Source organism: Micropruina sp., assembly GCF_047602085.1.
Taxonomy (GTDB): Bacteria; Actinomycetota; Actinomycetes; order Propionibacteriales; family Propionibacteriaceae; genus Micropruina.
Window position 1 is genome coordinate 260,653 of the sequence record NZ_JASGID010000005.1, and the last position, 16,578, is coordinate 277,230.

16 protein-coding genes and 1 tRNA gene are annotated in these 16,578 nt (G+C 67.9%); 6 read left to right on the forward strand and 11 right to left on the reverse strand.

Annotated elements, in window-relative coordinates; genetic code table 11:
- Positions 1 to 214: 214 nt before the first annotated feature.
- The 9 genes from uvrB to QM721_RS10170 all read right to left on the reverse strand — a co-directional run bounded on the left by uvrB (position 215) and on the right by QM721_RS10170 (position 10,079).
- The gene (uvrB, locus tag QM721_RS10130; protein WP_415121526.1) at positions 215 to 2,296 is read right to left on the reverse strand and encodes an excinuclease ABC subunit UvrB; all 2,082 of its coding nucleotides are present in this window, start codon (positions 2,294 to 2,296) and stop codon (positions 215 to 217) included.
- Positions 2,297 to 2,483: 187 nt separating this feature from the next.
- Positions 2,484 to 3,113: a dephospho-CoA kinase gene (gene coaE, locus QM721_RS10135; protein ID WP_415121528.1), complete on the reverse strand. Its 630-nt coding sequence runs from the start codon at positions 3,111 to 3,113 to the stop codon at positions 2,484 to 2,486.
- An 82-nt stretch (positions 3,114 to 3,195) separates the two neighbouring features.
- Positions 3,196 to 4,653: a 30S ribosomal protein S1 gene (gene rpsA / locus QM721_RS10140; RefSeq protein WP_415121530.1), complete on the reverse strand. Its 1,458-nt coding sequence runs from the start codon at positions 4,651 to 4,653 to the stop codon at positions 3,196 to 3,198.
- A 291-nt stretch (positions 4,654 to 4,944) separates the two neighbouring features.
- Positions 4,945 to 5,409 (reverse strand): RrF2 family transcriptional regulator, encoded by a 465-nt coding sequence (locus QM721_RS10145; protein ID WP_415121532.1) that lies wholly within the window; start codon positions 5,407 to 5,409, stop codon positions 4,945 to 4,947.
- A gap of 18 nt (positions 5,410 to 5,427) precedes the next feature.
- Positions 5,428 to 6,465 carry a sulfate/molybdate ABC transporter ATP-binding protein gene (locus tag QM721_RS10150; protein WP_415121534.1) on the reverse strand — a complete coding sequence of 346 codons (1,038 nt, stop codon included), beginning with the start codon at positions 6,463 to 6,465 and terminating at the stop codon, positions 5,428 to 5,430.
- Positions 6,462 to 7,340 carry a sulfate ABC transporter permease subunit CysW gene (gene cysW, locus QM721_RS10155; protein ID WP_415121536.1) on the reverse strand — a complete coding sequence of 293 codons (879 nt, stop codon included), beginning with the start codon at positions 7,338 to 7,340 and terminating at the stop codon, positions 6,462 to 6,464. Before cysW ends, QM721_RS10150 begins: the two co-directional genes overlap by 4 nt.
- Complete coding sequence (gene cysT / locus QM721_RS10160; protein ID WP_415121538.1) at positions 7,337 to 8,242, reverse strand: sulfate ABC transporter permease subunit CysT; 906 nt, start codon at positions 8,240 to 8,242, stop codon at positions 7,337 to 7,339. The genes cysW and cysT overlap by 4 nt, the downstream gene beginning before the upstream one ends.
- On the reverse strand, positions 8,239 to 9,273 hold the full coding sequence (locus QM721_RS10165) for a sulfate ABC transporter substrate-binding protein (RefSeq protein ID WP_415121540.1): 1,035 nt from the start codon (positions 9,271 to 9,273) through the stop codon (positions 8,239 to 8,241). Before QM721_RS10165 ends, cysT begins: the two co-directional genes overlap by 4 nt.
- A 236-nt stretch (positions 9,274 to 9,509) precedes the next feature.
- The gene (locus QM721_RS10170; protein ID WP_415121542.1) at positions 9,510 to 10,079 is read right to left on the reverse strand and encodes a YagU family protein; all 570 of its coding nucleotides are present in this window, start codon (positions 10,077 to 10,079) and stop codon (positions 9,510 to 9,512) included.
- Positions 10,080 to 10,244: 165 nt separating this feature from the next.
- Between QM721_RS10170 and QM721_RS10175 the strand changes: the two genes are divergently transcribed.
- On the forward strand, positions 10,245 to 10,811 hold the full coding sequence (locus QM721_RS10175; protein ID WP_415121545.1) for a maltokinase N-terminal cap-like domain-containing protein: 567 nt from the start codon (positions 10,245 to 10,247) through the stop codon (positions 10,809 to 10,811).
- A gap of 71 nt (positions 10,812 to 10,882) precedes the next feature.
- Here the strand turns inward: QM721_RS10175 and polA are convergent, their stop codons facing one another.
- Positions 10,883 to 13,564 carry a DNA polymerase I gene (polA, locus tag QM721_RS10180; protein ID WP_415121546.1) on the reverse strand — a complete coding sequence of 894 codons (2,682 nt, stop codon included), beginning with the start codon at positions 13,562 to 13,564 and terminating at the stop codon, positions 10,883 to 10,885.
- Positions 13,565 to 13,706: 142 nt separating this feature from the next.
- Here polA and QM721_RS10185 point away from each other — a divergent pair, with 142 nt between their 5' ends.
- Together QM721_RS10185 and QM721_RS10190 are read left to right on the forward strand one after the other, a co-directional pair.
- Entirely contained in the window at positions 13,707 to 14,117 is a 411-nt protein-coding gene (locus QM721_RS10185) for a PaaI family thioesterase (RefSeq protein ID WP_415121548.1), read from the forward strand.
- Entirely contained in the window at positions 14,107 to 14,865 is a 759-nt protein-coding gene (locus tag QM721_RS10190) for a putative protein N(5)-glutamine methyltransferase (RefSeq protein ID WP_415121550.1), read from the forward strand. The genes QM721_RS10185 and QM721_RS10190 overlap by 11 nt, the downstream gene beginning before the upstream one ends.
- Positions 14,866 to 15,105: 240 nt before the next feature.
- Here the strand turns inward: QM721_RS10190 and QM721_RS10195 are convergent, their stop codons facing one another.
- Positions 15,106 to 15,723, reverse strand: coding sequence for an ANTAR domain-containing response regulator (locus QM721_RS10195; RefSeq protein ID WP_415121552.1), 618 nt, complete (start codon positions 15,721 to 15,723; stop codon positions 15,106 to 15,108).
- A 108-nt stretch (positions 15,724 to 15,831) separates the two neighbouring features.
- Here QM721_RS10195 and QM721_RS10200 point away from each other — a divergent pair.
- The 3 genes from QM721_RS10200 to QM721_RS10210 all read left to right on the forward strand — a co-directional run bounded on the left by QM721_RS10200 (position 15,832) and on the right by QM721_RS10210 (position 16,477).
- Positions 15,832 to 15,914: transfer RNA gene (locus QM721_RS10200), tRNA-Leu, on the forward strand.
- A 93-nt stretch (positions 15,915 to 16,007) separates the two neighbouring features.
- The gene (locus QM721_RS10205) at positions 16,008 to 16,169 is read left to right on the forward strand and encodes a hypothetical protein (protein WP_415121554.1); all 162 of its coding nucleotides are present in this window, start codon (positions 16,008 to 16,010) and stop codon (positions 16,167 to 16,169) included.
- Positions 16,166 to 16,477 carry a hypothetical protein gene (locus QM721_RS10210; protein ID WP_415121556.1) on the forward strand — a complete coding sequence of 104 codons (312 nt, stop codon included), beginning with the start codon at positions 16,166 to 16,168 and terminating at the stop codon, positions 16,475 to 16,477. Before QM721_RS10205 ends, QM721_RS10210 begins: the two co-directional genes overlap by 4 nt.
- Positions 16,478 to 16,578: the final 101 nt, after the last annotated feature.

Genomic DNA, 16,578 nt, shown 5'->3' on the forward strand with positions numbered 1-16,578 from the left:
CTGAGGTCTCCTGCCACTGTCGCCAGCCGAGACGCCGGAGCGGATGACCGCCCGTGTTGACGACGCCTCGCTATGGGAGTACTCCCCTCGTCGCCAACAATCATTCCATCCCGGCACCGGCGAACCAAAACCTCACCGTCGGTGCTGGCTGGTGCCGGCGGGTGCGTGAAGGCGATCGGGGCGGACCGCACCGGCGCCGCCCTCCGTCAGGGCGCTACTTCGTGGCGGCCAGGGTCTGCCGGATCATCTTCTTCAGATCGGCGATTTCGTCACGCAGCCGAGCGGCCAACTCGAACTGCAATTCTGCCGCCGCGACGTGCATCTGCTCGGTGAGTTCCTGCACCAGGCCGGCCAGCTCGCTGGCCGGCAGTCCGTCGGTGTTACGCGACTCGTGGCTGCCCAGCGGCACCGGTGAGACCGGACGACGCCCGCCCGCGCGAGTCATCAGCCCGGCCGTGTCGGCGTCTTCTCGGGCCAGCAGGTCGGTGATGTCGGCGATCTTCTTGCGCAACGGCTGCGGGTCGATGCCGCGTTCGGTGTTGTACGCCACCTGCTTGGCCCGCCGCCGGTTGGTCTCGTCGATCGCGGCCGCCATCGACGGGGTGATCTTGTCGGCGTACATGTGCACCTGGCCGCCCACGTTGCGGGCCGCGCGGCCGATGGTCTGAATCAGCGACCGTTCGCTGCGCAGAAACCCCTCCTTGTCGGCGTCCAGAATGGCCACCAGGCTGACCTCGGGCAGGTCAAGCCCCTCGCGCAGCAGGTTGATGCCCACCAGCACGTCGTATGCGCCCAGCCGCAGTTCGCGCAGCAGTTCGATGCGTTTCAGGGTGTCGACTTCGCTGTGCAGGTAGCGGGTGCGGATGCCATTCTCCATCAGGTAGTCGGTCAGGTCTTCGGACATCTTCTTGGTCAGCGTGGTGACCAACACCCGCTCGTCGCGCTCGGTGCGCTGCCGGATCTCGCCGATCAGGTCGTCGATCTGGCCCTTGGTGGGCTTGAGGATCACCTCCGGGTCGACCAGGCCGGTGGGCCGGATCAGCAGTTCGACCGGACTGCCGGAGCGCGCCAGTTCGTAGGGCCCGGGCGTGGCCGACAGATAGACGGTCTGGCCGATGCGGTCGGTGAACTCTTCGAAGGTGAGCGGACGATTGTCCATCGCACTGGGCAGCCGGAAGCCGTGCTCGACCAGGGTGCGCTTGCGCGAGGCGTCCCCCTCGTACATGCCGCCGATCTGCGGCACCGTGACGTGCGACTCGTCGATAACCAGCACGAAGTCGGACGGAAAGTAGTCGATCAGGCAGTTCGGAGCACTGCCCGAGTCGCGGCCATCGATGTGCCGGGAGTAGTTCTCGATGCCCGAGCAGGTGCCGATCTGCCGCATCATCTCGATGTCGTAGCCGGTGCGCATGCGCAGCCGCTGCGCCTCGAGCAGCCGCTGCTCGCCCTCGAGCTGCGCCAGCCGAACCTCAAGCTCGGCCTCGATGCCACTGATCGCGCGCTCCATGCGCTCGGGGCCGGCCACATAGTGCGAAGCCGGGAAGACCGCGACCTCCTGGTCGACCGAGATGACCTGCCCGGTGAGCGGGTGCAGGGTCGATAGCGCCTCGATCTCGTCGCCGAAGAACTCCACCCGCACGGCGTTCTCTTCGTACATCGGAAAGATCTCGACGGTGTCGCCGCGCACCCGGAAGGTGCCGCGGGTGCCGGCCAGGTCGTTGCGGGCGTACTGAATGTCGACCAGCCCGCGCAGCAACTGGTCGCGGTCGCGCACCTCGCCCACCCGCAGCCGCACCATGCGATCGACGTACTCCTGCGGCGTGCCGAGGCCGTAGATGGCCGACACCGTGGCCACCACGATGACGTCGCGCCGGGTGAGCAACGAACTGGTGGCCGAATGCCGCAGCCGCTCGACCTCTTCGTTGAGCGAGGAGTCTTTCTCGATGTAGGTATCGGTCTGCGGCACGTACGCCTCGGGCTGGTAATAGTCGTAGTACGAGACGAAGTACTCCACCGCGTTGTCGGGGAAGAAATTGCGCAACTCGTTGGCGAACTGCGCGGCCAGGGTCTTGTTGGGCTGCATCACCAGCATCGGACGCTGCAGCCGTTCGGCCAGCCAGGCCACCGTCGCGGTCTTGCCGGTACCGGTGGCACCGAGCACCACGACGTCGCTCTCACCCGCCGTGACCCGTTGCTCCAAGGCGTCGATCGCCGCCGGCTGGTCACCGGAGGGTTCGAAGTCGGCCTGCACCCGAAAGGGTGCCACCCGGCGCTGCAGATCGGTGGTGGGACGCATGGCTGCCAGCCTAGGCGCATCCGGTGACAGTTCTCGGAGCGGAGGCGATCGGCAATCGGCACCGATCAACCCAGTTGTTCGAGAAATGCCTCGCGCCTGCGCCACACCGCGGCGCGCACGGTCGGCGAGTGGTGGGGGTTGCCTTCGACGATGTGCGCCTCTTTGCTCGTGCGCAGCTCGGTCATGATCACCCTGAGCCACGAGGCGGTTGTGGCGCCGAAGAAGTCGACCATCGCCGCCACAACTCGTCCACCGCCGCGACAAGCTGCTCGGGGGTGCCGTTGTTGTCGATCACCTCGTCGGCGGCCGCCAACCGCTCCCACCGCCCGGCCTGGGCGCCAACCCGCGCCAGGGCCTGCTCGGCAGAGAGCCCCGAACGGGTCATCAGCCGGCGCAACTGCACCGGCGGTTCGACGTCGACCACCACCACGCGGTCGAAGCCGCGTTGCTGGCCGGTCTCGACCAGCAACGGAATCACCTGCACCACGATCGAGCCGGGCGGTGCCGCCCCGGTGAGTTCGGCGGCCCGGGCCCGCACCGCGGGGTGCACGATCCGCTCCAGGTCGCGCCGGGCGTCCGGATCGGCGAAGACCAGCGCCCCCAGCGCGCCCCGATCGAGTTCGACCCCGCCGTCGGGGCCGGGTTTCAGTACCGAGGCCCCGAAACGCTGCTCGATCGCGGCCAGCCCGGGGGTGCCGGGAGCGACCGCGTCGCGGGCCAGCAGATCGGCATCGATGATCACCGCACCCAACCGCGCCAGCCGGTCGGCAACGGCGGTCTTGCCCGACGCGATGCCGCCGGTGAGGCCGATCAGCATGCAACAGCCCTGGTCATGCCTCGATTGTGACGCGAAACGGCCCCCACCGAACAGGTGGGGGCCGTTTTCGGATCTACCGGATTCAGCGGCTGCCGGTGAGCCGGTCGCGCAGGGCCTGCAGCGCCTCGTCAGAGGCGAGTGAACCCTCGGCCGCAGAGTCATCGACGCCACCCGCGGAATACGCGGCGGTGCTGGCCTCGGTGACGGCCGCCTCGACGCCCGCCGCCTCGGCCTCCTTGACCTGCTGCTTATGCGCCTCCCAACGGGCCTGAGCCTCGGCGTACTGCCGCTCCCACGCCTGCTGCTGCTCCTCGTAGCCGGGCTTCCACTCCTGGGTCTCGGGATCGAAGCCCTCGGGGTAGATGTAGTTGCCCTGCTCGTCGTAGGACGCGCTCATGCCGTACAGCGCCGGGTCGAAGTCGTCGGCATGCATGTCGACACCCTCGTTGGCCTGCTTGAGCGAGAGCGAGATCCGGCGACGCTCCAGGTCGATGTCGATGATCTTGACCATCACCTCGTCGTTGACCGAGACGACCTGCTCGGGGATCTCGACGTGACGCTCGGCGAGCTCGGACACGTGCACCAGGCCCTCGATGCCCTCCTCGACCCGGACGAACGCGCCGAAGGGCACCAGCTTGGTGACCTTGCCCGGCACGATCTGCCCGATCTGGTGGGTGCGGGCGAAGGTCTGCCACGGATCTTCCTGGGTCGCCTTCAGCGACAGCGAGACGCGCTCGCGGTCCATGTCGACGTCGAGCACCTCGACGGTGACCTCGTCACCCACGCTGACCACCTCGGAGGGGTGGTCGATGTGCTTCCAAGACAGCTCCGAGACATGCACCAGGCCGTCCACGCCGCCCAGGTCGACGAAGGCGCCGAAGTTGACGATCGAAGACACCTGACCCTTGCGGATCTGGCCCTTGGCGAGCTGGTTGAGGAAGGTGTGCCGCACCTCGGACTGGGTCTGCTCCAGCCAGGCCCGGCGTGACAACACCACGTTGTTGCGGTTCTTGTCGAGCTCGATGATCTTGGCTTCGAGCTCCATGCCCACGTAGGGCTGCAGGTCGCGCACCCGGCGCATCTCGACCAGCGACGCGGGCAGGAAGCCGCGCAGGCCGATGTCGATGATCAGGCCGCCCTTGACCACCTCGATCACGCGGCCGGTGACGACGCCGTCGGCCTCTTTGACCTTCTCGATCGTGCCCCAGGCGCGCTCGTACTGAGCCCGCTTCTTGGACAGGATCAGGCGACCCTCCTTGTCCTCCTTCTGCTGAACGAGGGCCTCGATCTCATCGCCGACGGCGACGACCTCGAAGGGGTCGACGTCATGCTTGATGGAGAGTTCCTTGGAGGGGATCACGCCTTCGGTCTTGTAACCGATGTCGAGCAGGACCTCGTCCCGGTCGACCTTGACGACGGTTCCGGTGACGATGTCGCCGTCATTGAAGTACTTGATGGTTGCGTCCACCGCGGCGAGAAATGCCTCGGGGGATCCCAGGTCGTCGATCGCGATCTGGGGCGCCTCGGGAGAGGAGGTCATGTAGTAGGGCTCCGATATGTCTGACAGGGATGACGTGGGCGCATCGCAATCCCGCACCTTCAGGATTCACTTCGCCGGAGAGGTCCGAGAACGTCATCATGCAGGGGCACGCGGAACCTGCTCGGTCTGAGGACCCACAGATTGCGAGGCTTCACCAGCCTACCTAGCGCCCGCGGAAAGGGTCAATTTCTCCACGGCCGCACCCAGTGGCCCGTTCGGCTGACGAGAGCCGGGGCCCCAACTCGAGCGGCTGGACGGGCCTCGACCAGCGGGTAGCTCGGCCAGCGGCAGTCAGCGACTCAGCCAGGCGTCCGGCTCCTCGGCCAGGCCGCAGACCTGCGCCGGCAGGTCGCCCGAGCGCAACTGCTCGAGAGAGGTCCCGTCGAGCACCTGACGCAGGCTGGAGCGCACCGCAACCCACAACACCGGCAGGTGCCGCGCCACCCCGTCGTACGACGTCTGGTGCGGACGGCGTCCGCGCACCTCGGCCAGCGGGCCGTCGACCGCGCGGAACACTGCCCCGATCGGGATCTCGGTCGCCGGCCGGGCCAGCCGGTAGCCGCCGCGCGCCCCTTTGGTGCTGACCACCAGCCCGGCCCGGCGCAGGTCGGCCAGAATCGCCTCCAGAAATTTCCGCGGCAACCCCTGCCCGTGGGCGAGCACGTCCACCGAAATGGGCGCGGACGCCGGGTCAGATGCGTCCGCCAGTTCGAGCATGGCCCGCACGGCGTATTCGGTCTTGGCCGAGATCTCCACGGTTTCTATTGTGTCGGGTCACACGGCGATCGCGGGGAACTCCTCCTCGCCGGTCAGCTCGGATTTCTCGAATTCGTCGCGGGCGAGCGTCCGAGTGGGCCGCACCCACACCGTGTCACCCACCTGCAGGCCGAGATCGGACGCCTCGGCCCGGGTGAGCTGGGCGAAGAACTGCTCGCCCGCCACCCCGTGGCTGAGTTCGACGCGCACTTCGAAGCCGAGCCGCGCCAACCGCTCGACCTTCGCCTCGGTGACCCGGACGCCCGCACTCTCGGCCGCGGCGATCGCACGCTGCCGGTCACGCTCGATGCGCAGATCGTGCGGGCGAGCCACTTCGCCGTTCAGTCGCGACACCGAGCCCAGGAACGACATCACGAACGGGTTGGCGGGCTGCTCGTACAACTCGTCGGGACTGCCCACCTGTTCGATGCGGCCAGCGTTCAACACGGCGATTCGGTCGGCGACGTCGAGCGCCTCCTCCTGGTCGTGGGTGACCAGCACGGTGGTGACGTGCACCTCGTCGTGCAGCCGGCGCAACCAGCGGCGCAGGTCGTCGCGCACCTTGGCATCCAGGGCGCCGAACGGCTCGTCGAGCAGCAGCACCTGCGGGTCGACGGCCAGCGCCCGGGCCAGGGCCATCCGCTGGCGCTGACCGCCGGACAGCTGAGCCGGGTAACGGTGCTGAAAGCCGGCCAACCCGACCACCTCGAGCAGCTCGTCCACCTTCTTGGAGATCTCGGCTTTGGGTCGCTTGCGAATGCTGAGCCCGAACGCCACGTTGTCGCGCACGGTCATGTGCTTGAACGCGGCGTAGTGCTGAAAGACGAACCCGATCCCCCGGCGTTGCGGCGGCAGGTGCGTGACGTCGTTACCGGCGATCACGACCGCACCCGAGTCGAGGTCTTCGAGCCCGGCGATGGCACGCAGCAGGGTGGATTTGCCCGATCCGGACGGCCCGAGCAGCGCGGTGAGCCCGCCGGAGGGAATCTCCAGCGACACATTGTCGAGGGCCTTGAAGGTGCCGTAGGACTTCTCGGCGTTGGTGACGGAGATCATGATTTGCTCCCTGAGGTTGCGTCGGCGAGTGCGCCGGGTTCGGTGGCCGGGGCCGGCACGGCGGAGGTGTGCACGGAGGGCCGCTTGCGGTCGAGCACGGTCATCAGCAGCAGCGTGACCATGGCCAGGAACATCAGCAGGGTGGCGGCCGAGTAGGCGCCATGAATGTTGTGGTCGTCGATGTAGCGGGAATGCACCAGCAGGGTGAGCGTCTGCGAGACCCCGGGGAAGCCCGAGCTCACCATGATCACCGCACCGAACTCACCCAGCGAACGGGCGATGGTCAGCACGATGCCGTAGGTCAGGCCCCAGCGGATGGCCGGCAGGGTGATCCGAAAGAAGGTCTGCCAGCCCGACGCACCCAGCGTGGCGGCCGCCTGCTCCTGATCGGTACCGATCTCGTGCAGCACGGGTTCGACCTCACGCACGACGAACGGCAGGGTGACGAACAAGGTGGCGATCACCATGCCGGGCAGCCCGAAGATCACCTGAATACCCAGATTCTCGATGCCACCGAACCAGCCGTGCGCACCCCACAGCATGATCAGCGACACGCCGACCACGATCGGCGAGACGGCGAACGGCAGGTCGACCACGCCAGAGAGCAGGCGACGGCCGGGAAACCGCCCACGCACCAGCGCCAGCGCGGTGATCACGCCGAAGATGACGTTGAGTGGCACCACGATCGCCACGATCAGCAGCGACAGGTTCAGGGCCGAGATGGCCGCGGGGGTGCGAACCGACGCCCAGAACGCCCCGAAGCCCGGCTCGAACGTCCGCCAAAGAATGGCGACGATCGGCACCGCGAGCAATACGGTCAAATACAGCAGCGCGATGGTGCGCAGCCCGATCCGGGTGGGGGTGGAGATTCTCATGCCGACCGCTCCTCACGCTCTTGGCTGCGCGAGGCGAAGAAGCGCAGCACCAGCAGCGTCGCGAACGAGATGGCCAGCAGCGCCACCGACACCGCGGCCGCGTTCACCGGACGGTCGATCTCGATCTGCTGCTGAATGTACTGCGACGCCACCTGCGTCTCACGCGGAATATTGCCGCCGATCAGCACCACCGAGCCGTACTCGCCGATCGCCCGGGCGAAGGCCAACCCGCCACCGGAGATGATGGACGGCGCCAGGGTGGGCAGCACCACCCGCCGGAAGGTCGTCCAGTTGTTGGCGCCCAGCGACGCGGCAGCCTGTTCGACATCGCGGTCGACCTCGATCAGCACCGGCTGCACCGAGCGCACCACGAAGGGCAAGGTGACGAATGCCAGCGCCACGATCAGGCCCCAGCGGGTGGCGTTGAGCTCCACGCCGATCGGGCTGTTCGGCCCGTACAGCGACAGCAGCACGATGCTGGCCACGATGGTGGGCAGCGCGAACGGTAGGTCGATCAGGGTGTCGATGAAGCGCTTTCCCCAGAACTCGTCGCGCACCAGCACCCAGGCGATCAGGGTGCCGAACACCACGTTGAGCAGTGCCACGATCGCGGACACCAGAATGGTCGTCCACAGGGCGGCCAGGGCGACCGGCGCGGTGACCGCGCCCCAGAAGCCGGCCCAGCCGTCGGTGAACGAGGTCACCGTGAGTGCGGCCAGCGGGAGCAGCACGATGATGCTCAGCCAGAGCACCACCACGCCGAGGGTCAGGCCGTTGACGTGCCCCATCCCGCCCCCGCGAAACAGCGGCGGCAGCGATCGGGACGACCCACGCGCCGCGGCGGCCTTCCCGGGGGCCGCCGCCGCAGCGGCGACCCCCGGCTGTTCAGTGGCGATTGTCATGACGTCGCCTTGTCGTAGATCACGGCGATGGTGCCGGTGTCCTTGGCGAACAACTCGGTGTCGACCTTCGGCCAGCCACCCAGATCGTCGATCGTCCACAGCTTCTTCGGCGCCGGGAATTTGCTGGCGTACTGCTTGGCCACCGCGGTGTCGACCGGACGGAAGCCGGCCTCGGCCCAGAGCTTCTGCGCCTCGGTGGTGTACAGGTAGTCGTTGAATGCCTGCGCGGTCTCAAGGTTCTTGCTGCCCTTGAGCACCGCGACCGGGTTCTCGATCTTGAAGGTGGTCGGCGGCGTGACGTGCTCGACCGGATCGCCCTGCGACTCGGCGAACAGCGCCTCGTTCTCGTAGCTGAGCAGCACGTCGCCGGTGCCCTGCAGGAAGGTCTCGGTGGCCTCACGACCCGACTTGGGCTGCACCTTGACATGCTCCGAGACCAGCTTCGAGATGAAGTCGAGGCCGGCCTGCGGGTTCTTGCCACCGTCGCTGAAGGCGGCGTAGGGGGCCAGCAGGTTCCACTTGGCCGAACCCGAACTGAACGGGTTGGGCGTGACCACCTCGATGCCCGACTTCAGCAGGTCGTCCCAATCCTTGATGCCCTTGGGGTTGCCCTTGCGCACCACGATGGTGACCACCGAGCCGAACGGAATGCCCTTGTGCTCGCCGTCGGCCCAGGTGGAGTCGACCAATCCGGCGTCGACCAGCCGGGTGATGTCGGGGGTGACCGAGAAGTTGACCACGTCGGCCTCGGCTCCGTCCGCGACCTTGCGCGACTGGTCGCCCGAGGCACCGTAGGACTGCTGGAACTCCACGCCGGCACCCTGCGGGGTCGCGTTGAAGGCCGGAATGATCTTGTCGAAACCCACCTTCGGGACGGCATAGGAGTACAGGTTGAGCACCTTGCCGCTGCTCGCGACAGCCGAGGTGGTAGCGCCGGCGACGTCGCTGGCCCCACCCCCGGCGCAGCCGGTCATCGCCAAGGCAACGGCTGCCGAGAGTGCGGTGAGAACGGCTCTGCGTGCGTGGGTCATCAGACGACTCCTTCTCGTTTCATCCCGTGCCCGGTCGGCACGGGGCTCTCTTCATCCCTCTTCATTCCTGCAATCCCCACAGGAGTAGTAGGAGTTTGGATCAGGGATGGATTCCCCGTCAATTCGTCTCGGCATCCGGACGGCCGATCGTCGGCCACAGAACATGCAGAAGCGAGCGGAGAGACTCCGCCCGCTTCCACCGCGCCAGCTGACCGCCGGCGCGAACCCGCCCGGCCTCAGACCGTAACCGGCACCGCCGCGCGATCCACGGCGGTCGGCGGCACCTCGGCGTCCGGCTCATGGGCGATCCGGTTGCGGAGATCGCGCCGGACGATCTCGATCGACCACATCCACACCACATGCCCCAGCGCCTCGGAGAAATGCTCCTGCCACGGCTGATCCCACGGCGCCGGCACCGTGCCCATCGCGGGCATCAGCAGCAGGTGGAAGAAGACCCAGATCAGCAGACCGAAGGCTGCCCCCTGCCACAGCTTGATCGTCGGCCACACCTCGGCGACCAGGCAGTAGACCACGCCGACCGCGATGGCGAATCCGAAGTGCACCACGAAGGACGAGATCGGCAGATCCCAGCCGTTGAACTCGACGGTCGCCCGGGACACCGAGGTCGGGAAGCCGAGTTGCTCCAGCAACGTCTGCGGCGGATTCACTGCGTTCCGCTCGGGCGTCCGGGGCGGGAAGGGAACTTCCCAGCCGAATTTGACGATGGCCGAGAACACGCCGGCGATGAAGCCGACGAGCGTCGCGACCGCGAACCGGCGGCGGGCCGGATCGGTGACCTGAAACATGAGCTCTCCTTGCGAGTGGGATGATCGTGATGCCGAGAATCCATCAACGGATCACGTAGTACTACGAATCGTAGTAGATTTATTAGTGGAGCGCACCATAAATGCCCGGCAGGGCGGGGGCCCCACTCCACAGACCAGCTCCACACACCACCGGAGGAGAGACCGATGACCGGCACCGCAACGATTCACGACGTCGAACTGAAGCCCACCAAGCTGGAGCTGCTGGCCGACTGGCTACCGAACCAGTCATGGTTCGAAGGGACCGGCGACGACCTGCACCGGGTAGCCGCCTACCGCTTCGTCGACCCGGACGGCGAGGTGGGCATCGAGACGCTGCTGGTCTCGTCGGCCGGCGCCACCTACCAGGTGCCGCTCACCTACCGCGACGAGCCGCTGGACGACGATTTCGCCATCCTGGTCGGAACCTTGGAGCACGGCGCGCTGGGTACCCGGTACTGCTACGACGCGACCTCCGACCCGATCTACGTCGCCGAGTTGATCCGGGTGATCCACGAGGCCGACAACGAGGCGGAGCTGTCGCGCGGCGAGAAGTCGATGACGGTGCGTGGCAGCGGCATCACCGTGGTCTCGAACGCCTCGATGGAGGCCGTTCGGCTGGTGCGCGTACTGGACGGCAGCCACGTCCACACCGCCCAGCCGCTGGGCACGCTCACCGGCACCTGGACCCAGGACGGCGCGGAACGCACCGAGGTGCTGGCGACCCTGCGCTGACCGGCACCCCACCGGTACCAGCGGCTCAACGCCGGACGTGGCCGAGGCCACCCCCACGAGCTGACCAAGGATCAGTGCGCCGCCTCGTGCCAGGACCGGCCGATACCGACCGAAACCTCCAACGGCACGGTCAGCTCGACGGCGTGGCCCATCTTTTCGCGCACCAGGGCGTCCATCGTGTCAGCCTCACCGGGGGCGATTTCGAAGACCAGTTCGTCGTGCACCTGCAGCAGCATCCGTGAGCGCAGGCCCTGCCCGGCCAGCGCCGACTCGACATCGAGCATCGCCACCTTGATGATGTCGGCCGCCGAGCCCTGAATGGGTGCGTTCAGCGCCATCCGCTCGGCCATCTCACGGCGTTGCCGGTTCGACGAGGTCAGGTCGGGCAGGTAGCGCCGCCGGCCCAGCAGGGTTTCGGTGTAGCCGGTCTTGGCGGCCGTCCGGACGATGTCGTGCAGGTAATCGCGGACGTTGCCGAAGCGCTCGAAATACTCCTCCATCAGCCCCTGGGCCTCGGAGCGGGTGATCGTGAGCTGCTGGGAGAGGCCGAACGCGCTCAGCCCGTAGGCCAGGCCGTAGTTCATCGCCTTGATCCGGGCCCGCATGCCGGTGTCGACCTCGTCGGGCGCGACGCCGAACACCCGGGCCGCCATCACGGTGTGAAAGTCCTCACCCGAATGGAACGCCTCGATCAACCCGACGTCGCCGGATGCATGCGCCATGATGCGCATCTCGATCTGGCTGTAGTCAGCGGTCATCAGCGTTTCGTAGCCCGGCCCGACCACGAAGGCACGACGAATGCGCCGCCCCGCTTCGGTGCGGATCGGAATGTTCTGCAGGTTCGGGTCGGTCGAACTGAGCCGTCCGGTGGCGGCGATGGTCTGAATGTAGGTGGTGTGCACCCGGCCGTCGTCGGCGATGGACTTCTGCAGGCCTTCCACGGTCTGCCGCAGCCGAATCTGGTCGCGGTGGCGCAGCAGGTGGGCCAGGAACGGGTGCTCGGTCTTGGCGAACAGACCTTCGAGCGACTCGGCGTCGGTGGTGTAGCCGGTCTTGGTGCGCCGCGTCTTGGGCATGCCGAGTTCGTCGAACAGCACCTCCTGCAACTGTTTGGGCGAACCCAGGTTGATCGGACGCCCCAACACCGCGAAAGCGTCGCTCTCGGCCGTGCGCACGGCGGTGTCGAAGTCGCGGTGCAGCCCGTCGAGGTAGTCGGCGTCGACAGCGATCCCGTTGCGCTCCATCACCGCCAAGGTGCGCAGCAGTGGTAGCTCGACATCGGCCAGCAGCGACCCCTCGCCGCGTTCGTCGAGTTCAGCCTCCAGCGCGACCGCGAGGTCGATCACCGCCCGGGCCCGGATCATCGCGTCCTGGCCCAGGTCTGGATCGTCGAAGTCGAACGCCAACTGGTCGGACGGCTGCGCGGCGGGCGCCTCGGCGCTCAGCTCGCGCTGGAGATGCCGGGCGGTCAGGTCACCCAGGTCGTAGACGCGCTGATCGGGACGCAACAGGTAGGCGGCCAGTTGGGTGTCGCAGGCCAGGCCGTTCAGTTGCCAGCCGCGGTCCCAGATCGCCAGCAGCGGCCCCTTGGCGTCGTGCAGTGCCTTGGCGACCGATTCGTCGGCCAGCCACGCGGCCAGGGCGTTGTCGTCCGGAGGGGTCAACGTGGTGACGTCCAGCCAGCAGGCGGCCCCGTCGGCGGCTGCGAGCGCCAGCCCGGTGACGTCACCGGAGCCGGCGCGCCAGTGACCCGAGACGTCGACGCCGGTGAGTTCACCCTGCCCGTGGGCTGCCAGCCAGTCAGCCAGCGCGCCGGGTGCGAGCGTGTCGCCGACCACTTCGAAACCCCCGGTCGGGCCGGCCTGTTCGGCGGGCAGGGTCTCGATCAGCCGGTCACGCAGCACCCGGAACTCGAGCCCGTCGAACAACGTGTGCACCGCCTCGCGGTTCCAGTCGCGGCGCGCCAGGTCGGCCACCGCCACCGGCAGCCCGAGATCGCGCACCAGCGCGTTCAACTCACGATTGCGCACCACGTCGTCGAGGTGGCTGCGGAACGACTCGCCCGCCTTGCCGGGAATCTCGGCCGCCCGCCGCACCACGTTCTCAAGCCCGTCGTAGGCCTCGATCCACTTGGACGCCGTCTTGGGGCCGACCCCGGGCACCCCGGGCAGGTTGTCGGACGTCTCCCCCACCAGCGCCGCCAGCTCCGGGTACCTGGCCGGGGGCACGAAGTAGCGTTCCAGCACTGCCTCGGGGGTCATCCGGGCCAGATCACTGACCCCCCGGCGCGGGTACAGCACTGTGACCTGGTCGGTGACCAGTTGAAACGCGTCGCGATCACCGGTGCAGATCAGCACCTTCATGCCCAACCCCTCGGCCTGGGTGGCCAGCGTGCCGATGATGTCGTCGGCCTCGAACCCGTCCAGCTCGACGTGGGTGACGTTGAGCGCGTCGAGCACCTCTTTGATCAGTGCGACCTGGCCAGTGAACTCCTGCGGCGATGTGGAGCGATTCGCCTTGTAGTCGCTGTACAGGTTGCTGCGGAAGGTTTGCCGCGACACGTCGAAGGCCACCGCCAGATGGGTGGGCTGCTCGTCGCGCAGCACATTGATCAGCATCGAGGTGAAGCCGTAAACGGCGTTCGTGTGCTGGCCCGTGGTGGTCGAGAAATTCTCAACTGGCAGGGCGAAGAACGCCCGGTAGGCCACCGAATGGCCGTCGATCAGCAGCAGTGTGCCCGGCTCGTCACTCACCCCAGCGAGATTAGCGGAGCACACCGACAAATCGTGACGGGGTTGCCGGCCGCTGCACCGGGCGCGCAGGGCCGGGGCGCGGGCCCACTATCGATGATCGGCCCTTGCCGCACGCCCCGGCCGATGTGGAATCGTGACCCCCATGAGTCTTCCCGAATGGGCCGCCTTCGCGCCCAGTGCGCTGGACCACAAGATGGGCCTGGAGCTGATCGAGGTGTCGGCCACCCGCACCGTGGGCCGGATGCCCGTGCAGGGCAACACCCAGCCTTTCGGGTACTGGCACGGCGGGGCGTCCTGCGTGCTGGCCGAGACCCTGGCCTCACTGTCGGCCTTCGCCGAGGTCGGCCCGAGCGGGGTGGTCTTCGGCATCGACATCAACGCCACCCACCACCGCTCAATCCGCGACGGGTGGGTGAACGGCGTCGCCACCGCACTGTTCGTGGGCGGCCGGCTGGGCACCTGGGAGGTGGTGCTCAGCAACGACGCCGGCGAGCGGCTGTGCACCGCCCGGGTGACCTGTGCCCTGCAGCGTCCGAGCCGCCGTGACACCTGACCAACTGGTCGCCGCGCTGCGAGCGGCGGGCTGCGTGTTCGCCGAGGAGGAGGCCGGGCTGCTGCTGGCCGCTCCTGGGCCGCTCGACGAACTGCTGGCCCGCCGGGTGGTCGGTGAGCCGTTGGAGCAGGTGCTGGGCTGGGCCGCGTTCGACGGCCTCCGGATCAGCGTGCGTCCGGGCGTGTTCGTGCCCCGGCGCCGCTCCCAACTCTTGGTGCGGCTCGCGGCCGAGGGGCTGTCTGCCGGTGCGGTGGCGGTGGATCTGTGCTGCGGCAGCGGCGCCCTGGGCGCCGCCCTGCAACGACGGGTTGCGGGCATCGACCTACACGCCTGCGATCTCGACCCGGTGGCGGTCGAGGTCGCGCGAGCCAACCTGCCCGAGGCGAGGGTGTACTGCGGCGACCTGTGGTCGGCACTGCCCGACGACCTGCGCGGACGGGTCGAGGTGATAGTGGCCAACGCGCCCTACGTACCGTCCGAGGCGATCGCGCTGATGCCATCCGAGGCCCGCGACCACGAGCCTCGGATGGCGCTGGACGGCGGCCACGACGGGCTGGAGGTGCACCGCCGGATCGCCGCCGAGGCGGGTGACTGGCTGGCTCCCGGCGGGCGACTGCTGATCGAGGTGGCTGCCGGCCAGGTGGGGGTGGCCACCGCATTATTCAACGGCCGCGGGCTCAGCCCAACGGTGCACACCGACGACGATCTCCACGCGACGGTGCTCGTCGGCACTGTCGAGCGCCGCTGACCCGAAGTACCGGCGGCGCCGTGCGGCCTGCCTGGTCCGCCCGGCCCGGACATGCCGATGCGCCGGCCCCACCGACGATGCGGCGGGACCGGCGCAGTTCCAAATCTCAGTTGCTCAGGCTCCCGGGCGAGGCCCGGACGACCGAGCGGTCACGAAAGTGCCGCGGAAACGCTGATTCCCTAGGGAGAGCACTCTGTTTGAGGTCTCGACAAGCTCGACCCGCGAGAAATCAGGGCTCCCCTAGCGCTTTGGCTTCTTGCCGGCCTTCGAGTGGTCGATCACCCCCTCGGCCACCTCGCGCATCGACTTGCGCAGGTCCATGGCGGTCTTCTGAATCCAGCGGAACGCCTCCGGCTCCGACAGCCCCAGCCCCTCCATCAGCAGCCCCTTGGCCTGCTCGACCAGCTTGCGCGACTCGAACCGCTCCTGAAGGTCTTCGACCTCTTCCTCCACAGCCCGCAGTTCCGCGTACCGGGCCATGGCCAGCTCGATGGCCGGCACCACGTCCGATGCGTCGAACGGCTTCACCACGTAGGCCATCGCGCCGGCCTCCCGCGCGCGTTCGACCAGTTCGCGCTGCGAGAACGCGGTCAGCATCACCACGGGCGCGATGCGCTCCTCCGCGATCACCGACGCCGCTGAGATGCCGTCCATCTTGGGCATCTTGACGTCCATCACGACCAGATCGGGTTCGAGTTCACGAGCCATCGACAGGGCCTGCTCGCCGTCGCCGGCCTCGCCCACCACCTCGTAGCCCTCGCCGATCAGCAGTTCGACCAGGTCGAGGCGAATCAACGCCTCATCTTCGGCGACCAGGACTCGGGCTCTGCCGGACGTGGCTACGGCTTCGGACGTCATTGTCTGCACTCTTCTGTCGTGGGTCGGGTAGCCAACGGCTGCGGCACAGGACGTACCTTACTCCGACAAGCACGGCCAACCAGAATGTGGCATGATCGTAGAGCCCCAGCCGGGGTGGCGGAATGGCATACGCGGACGGCTCAAACCCGTCTGCCCGCAAGGGCATAGGGGTTCGACTCCCCTCCTCGGCACTGGTTCGTCGCCCCCTCGGCGACTCCCGCCACGGGTCGCGGCTCTTTCGGCACGTTGCATGCTGCCCGGTCTACTCGCCGAAGGAGACCCCGTTGGCCAAGCAATCGACCTTCACGATCGCGGCCGATGCCGTGCACAAACCTCTGTGCAACGCCATCCTGAGCGCGGACTACCGCCCGAACCACCGGCTCGTCGAGCAGGAGTTGTCGACCCAGCTCAACGTCAGCCGGGCACTGCGGCTTGAGCCTCGATGAGCGCCGGGCCATTGCCGCTGACCTCGTCGTACAGCCACCTGTTCCGCGGCGTCCGGTTGAGCGTGCCCCGTGCCGCTGTCGCCCTACCGCTGGGTCCGGCGGACGTACGGCTGGCCTTCAGCGACGGCATCGAAGTTGCCGGCGAGTTGCTCGCCACGTCCGCCGATGCAGACCTGGTGCTGTCGATCAGCGGCTACCGCACCGCGGCCGGCCAGACCATCGACGCCGCACTGTGGCCGGTGTCGGAGGTGGCGGACGACGCCGACCCCGAGTTGCTCACGCTGCGTCTCGGCCAGCGGATTCGCTGAGCTGGCCGCTCCGGGCGCAGCGTAGACACACCGAACCACGCCACCCCGACCAGCACGATGCCGATGCCCAGCCAGAGCATGCCGAAGCCGAGTTGGTGCGT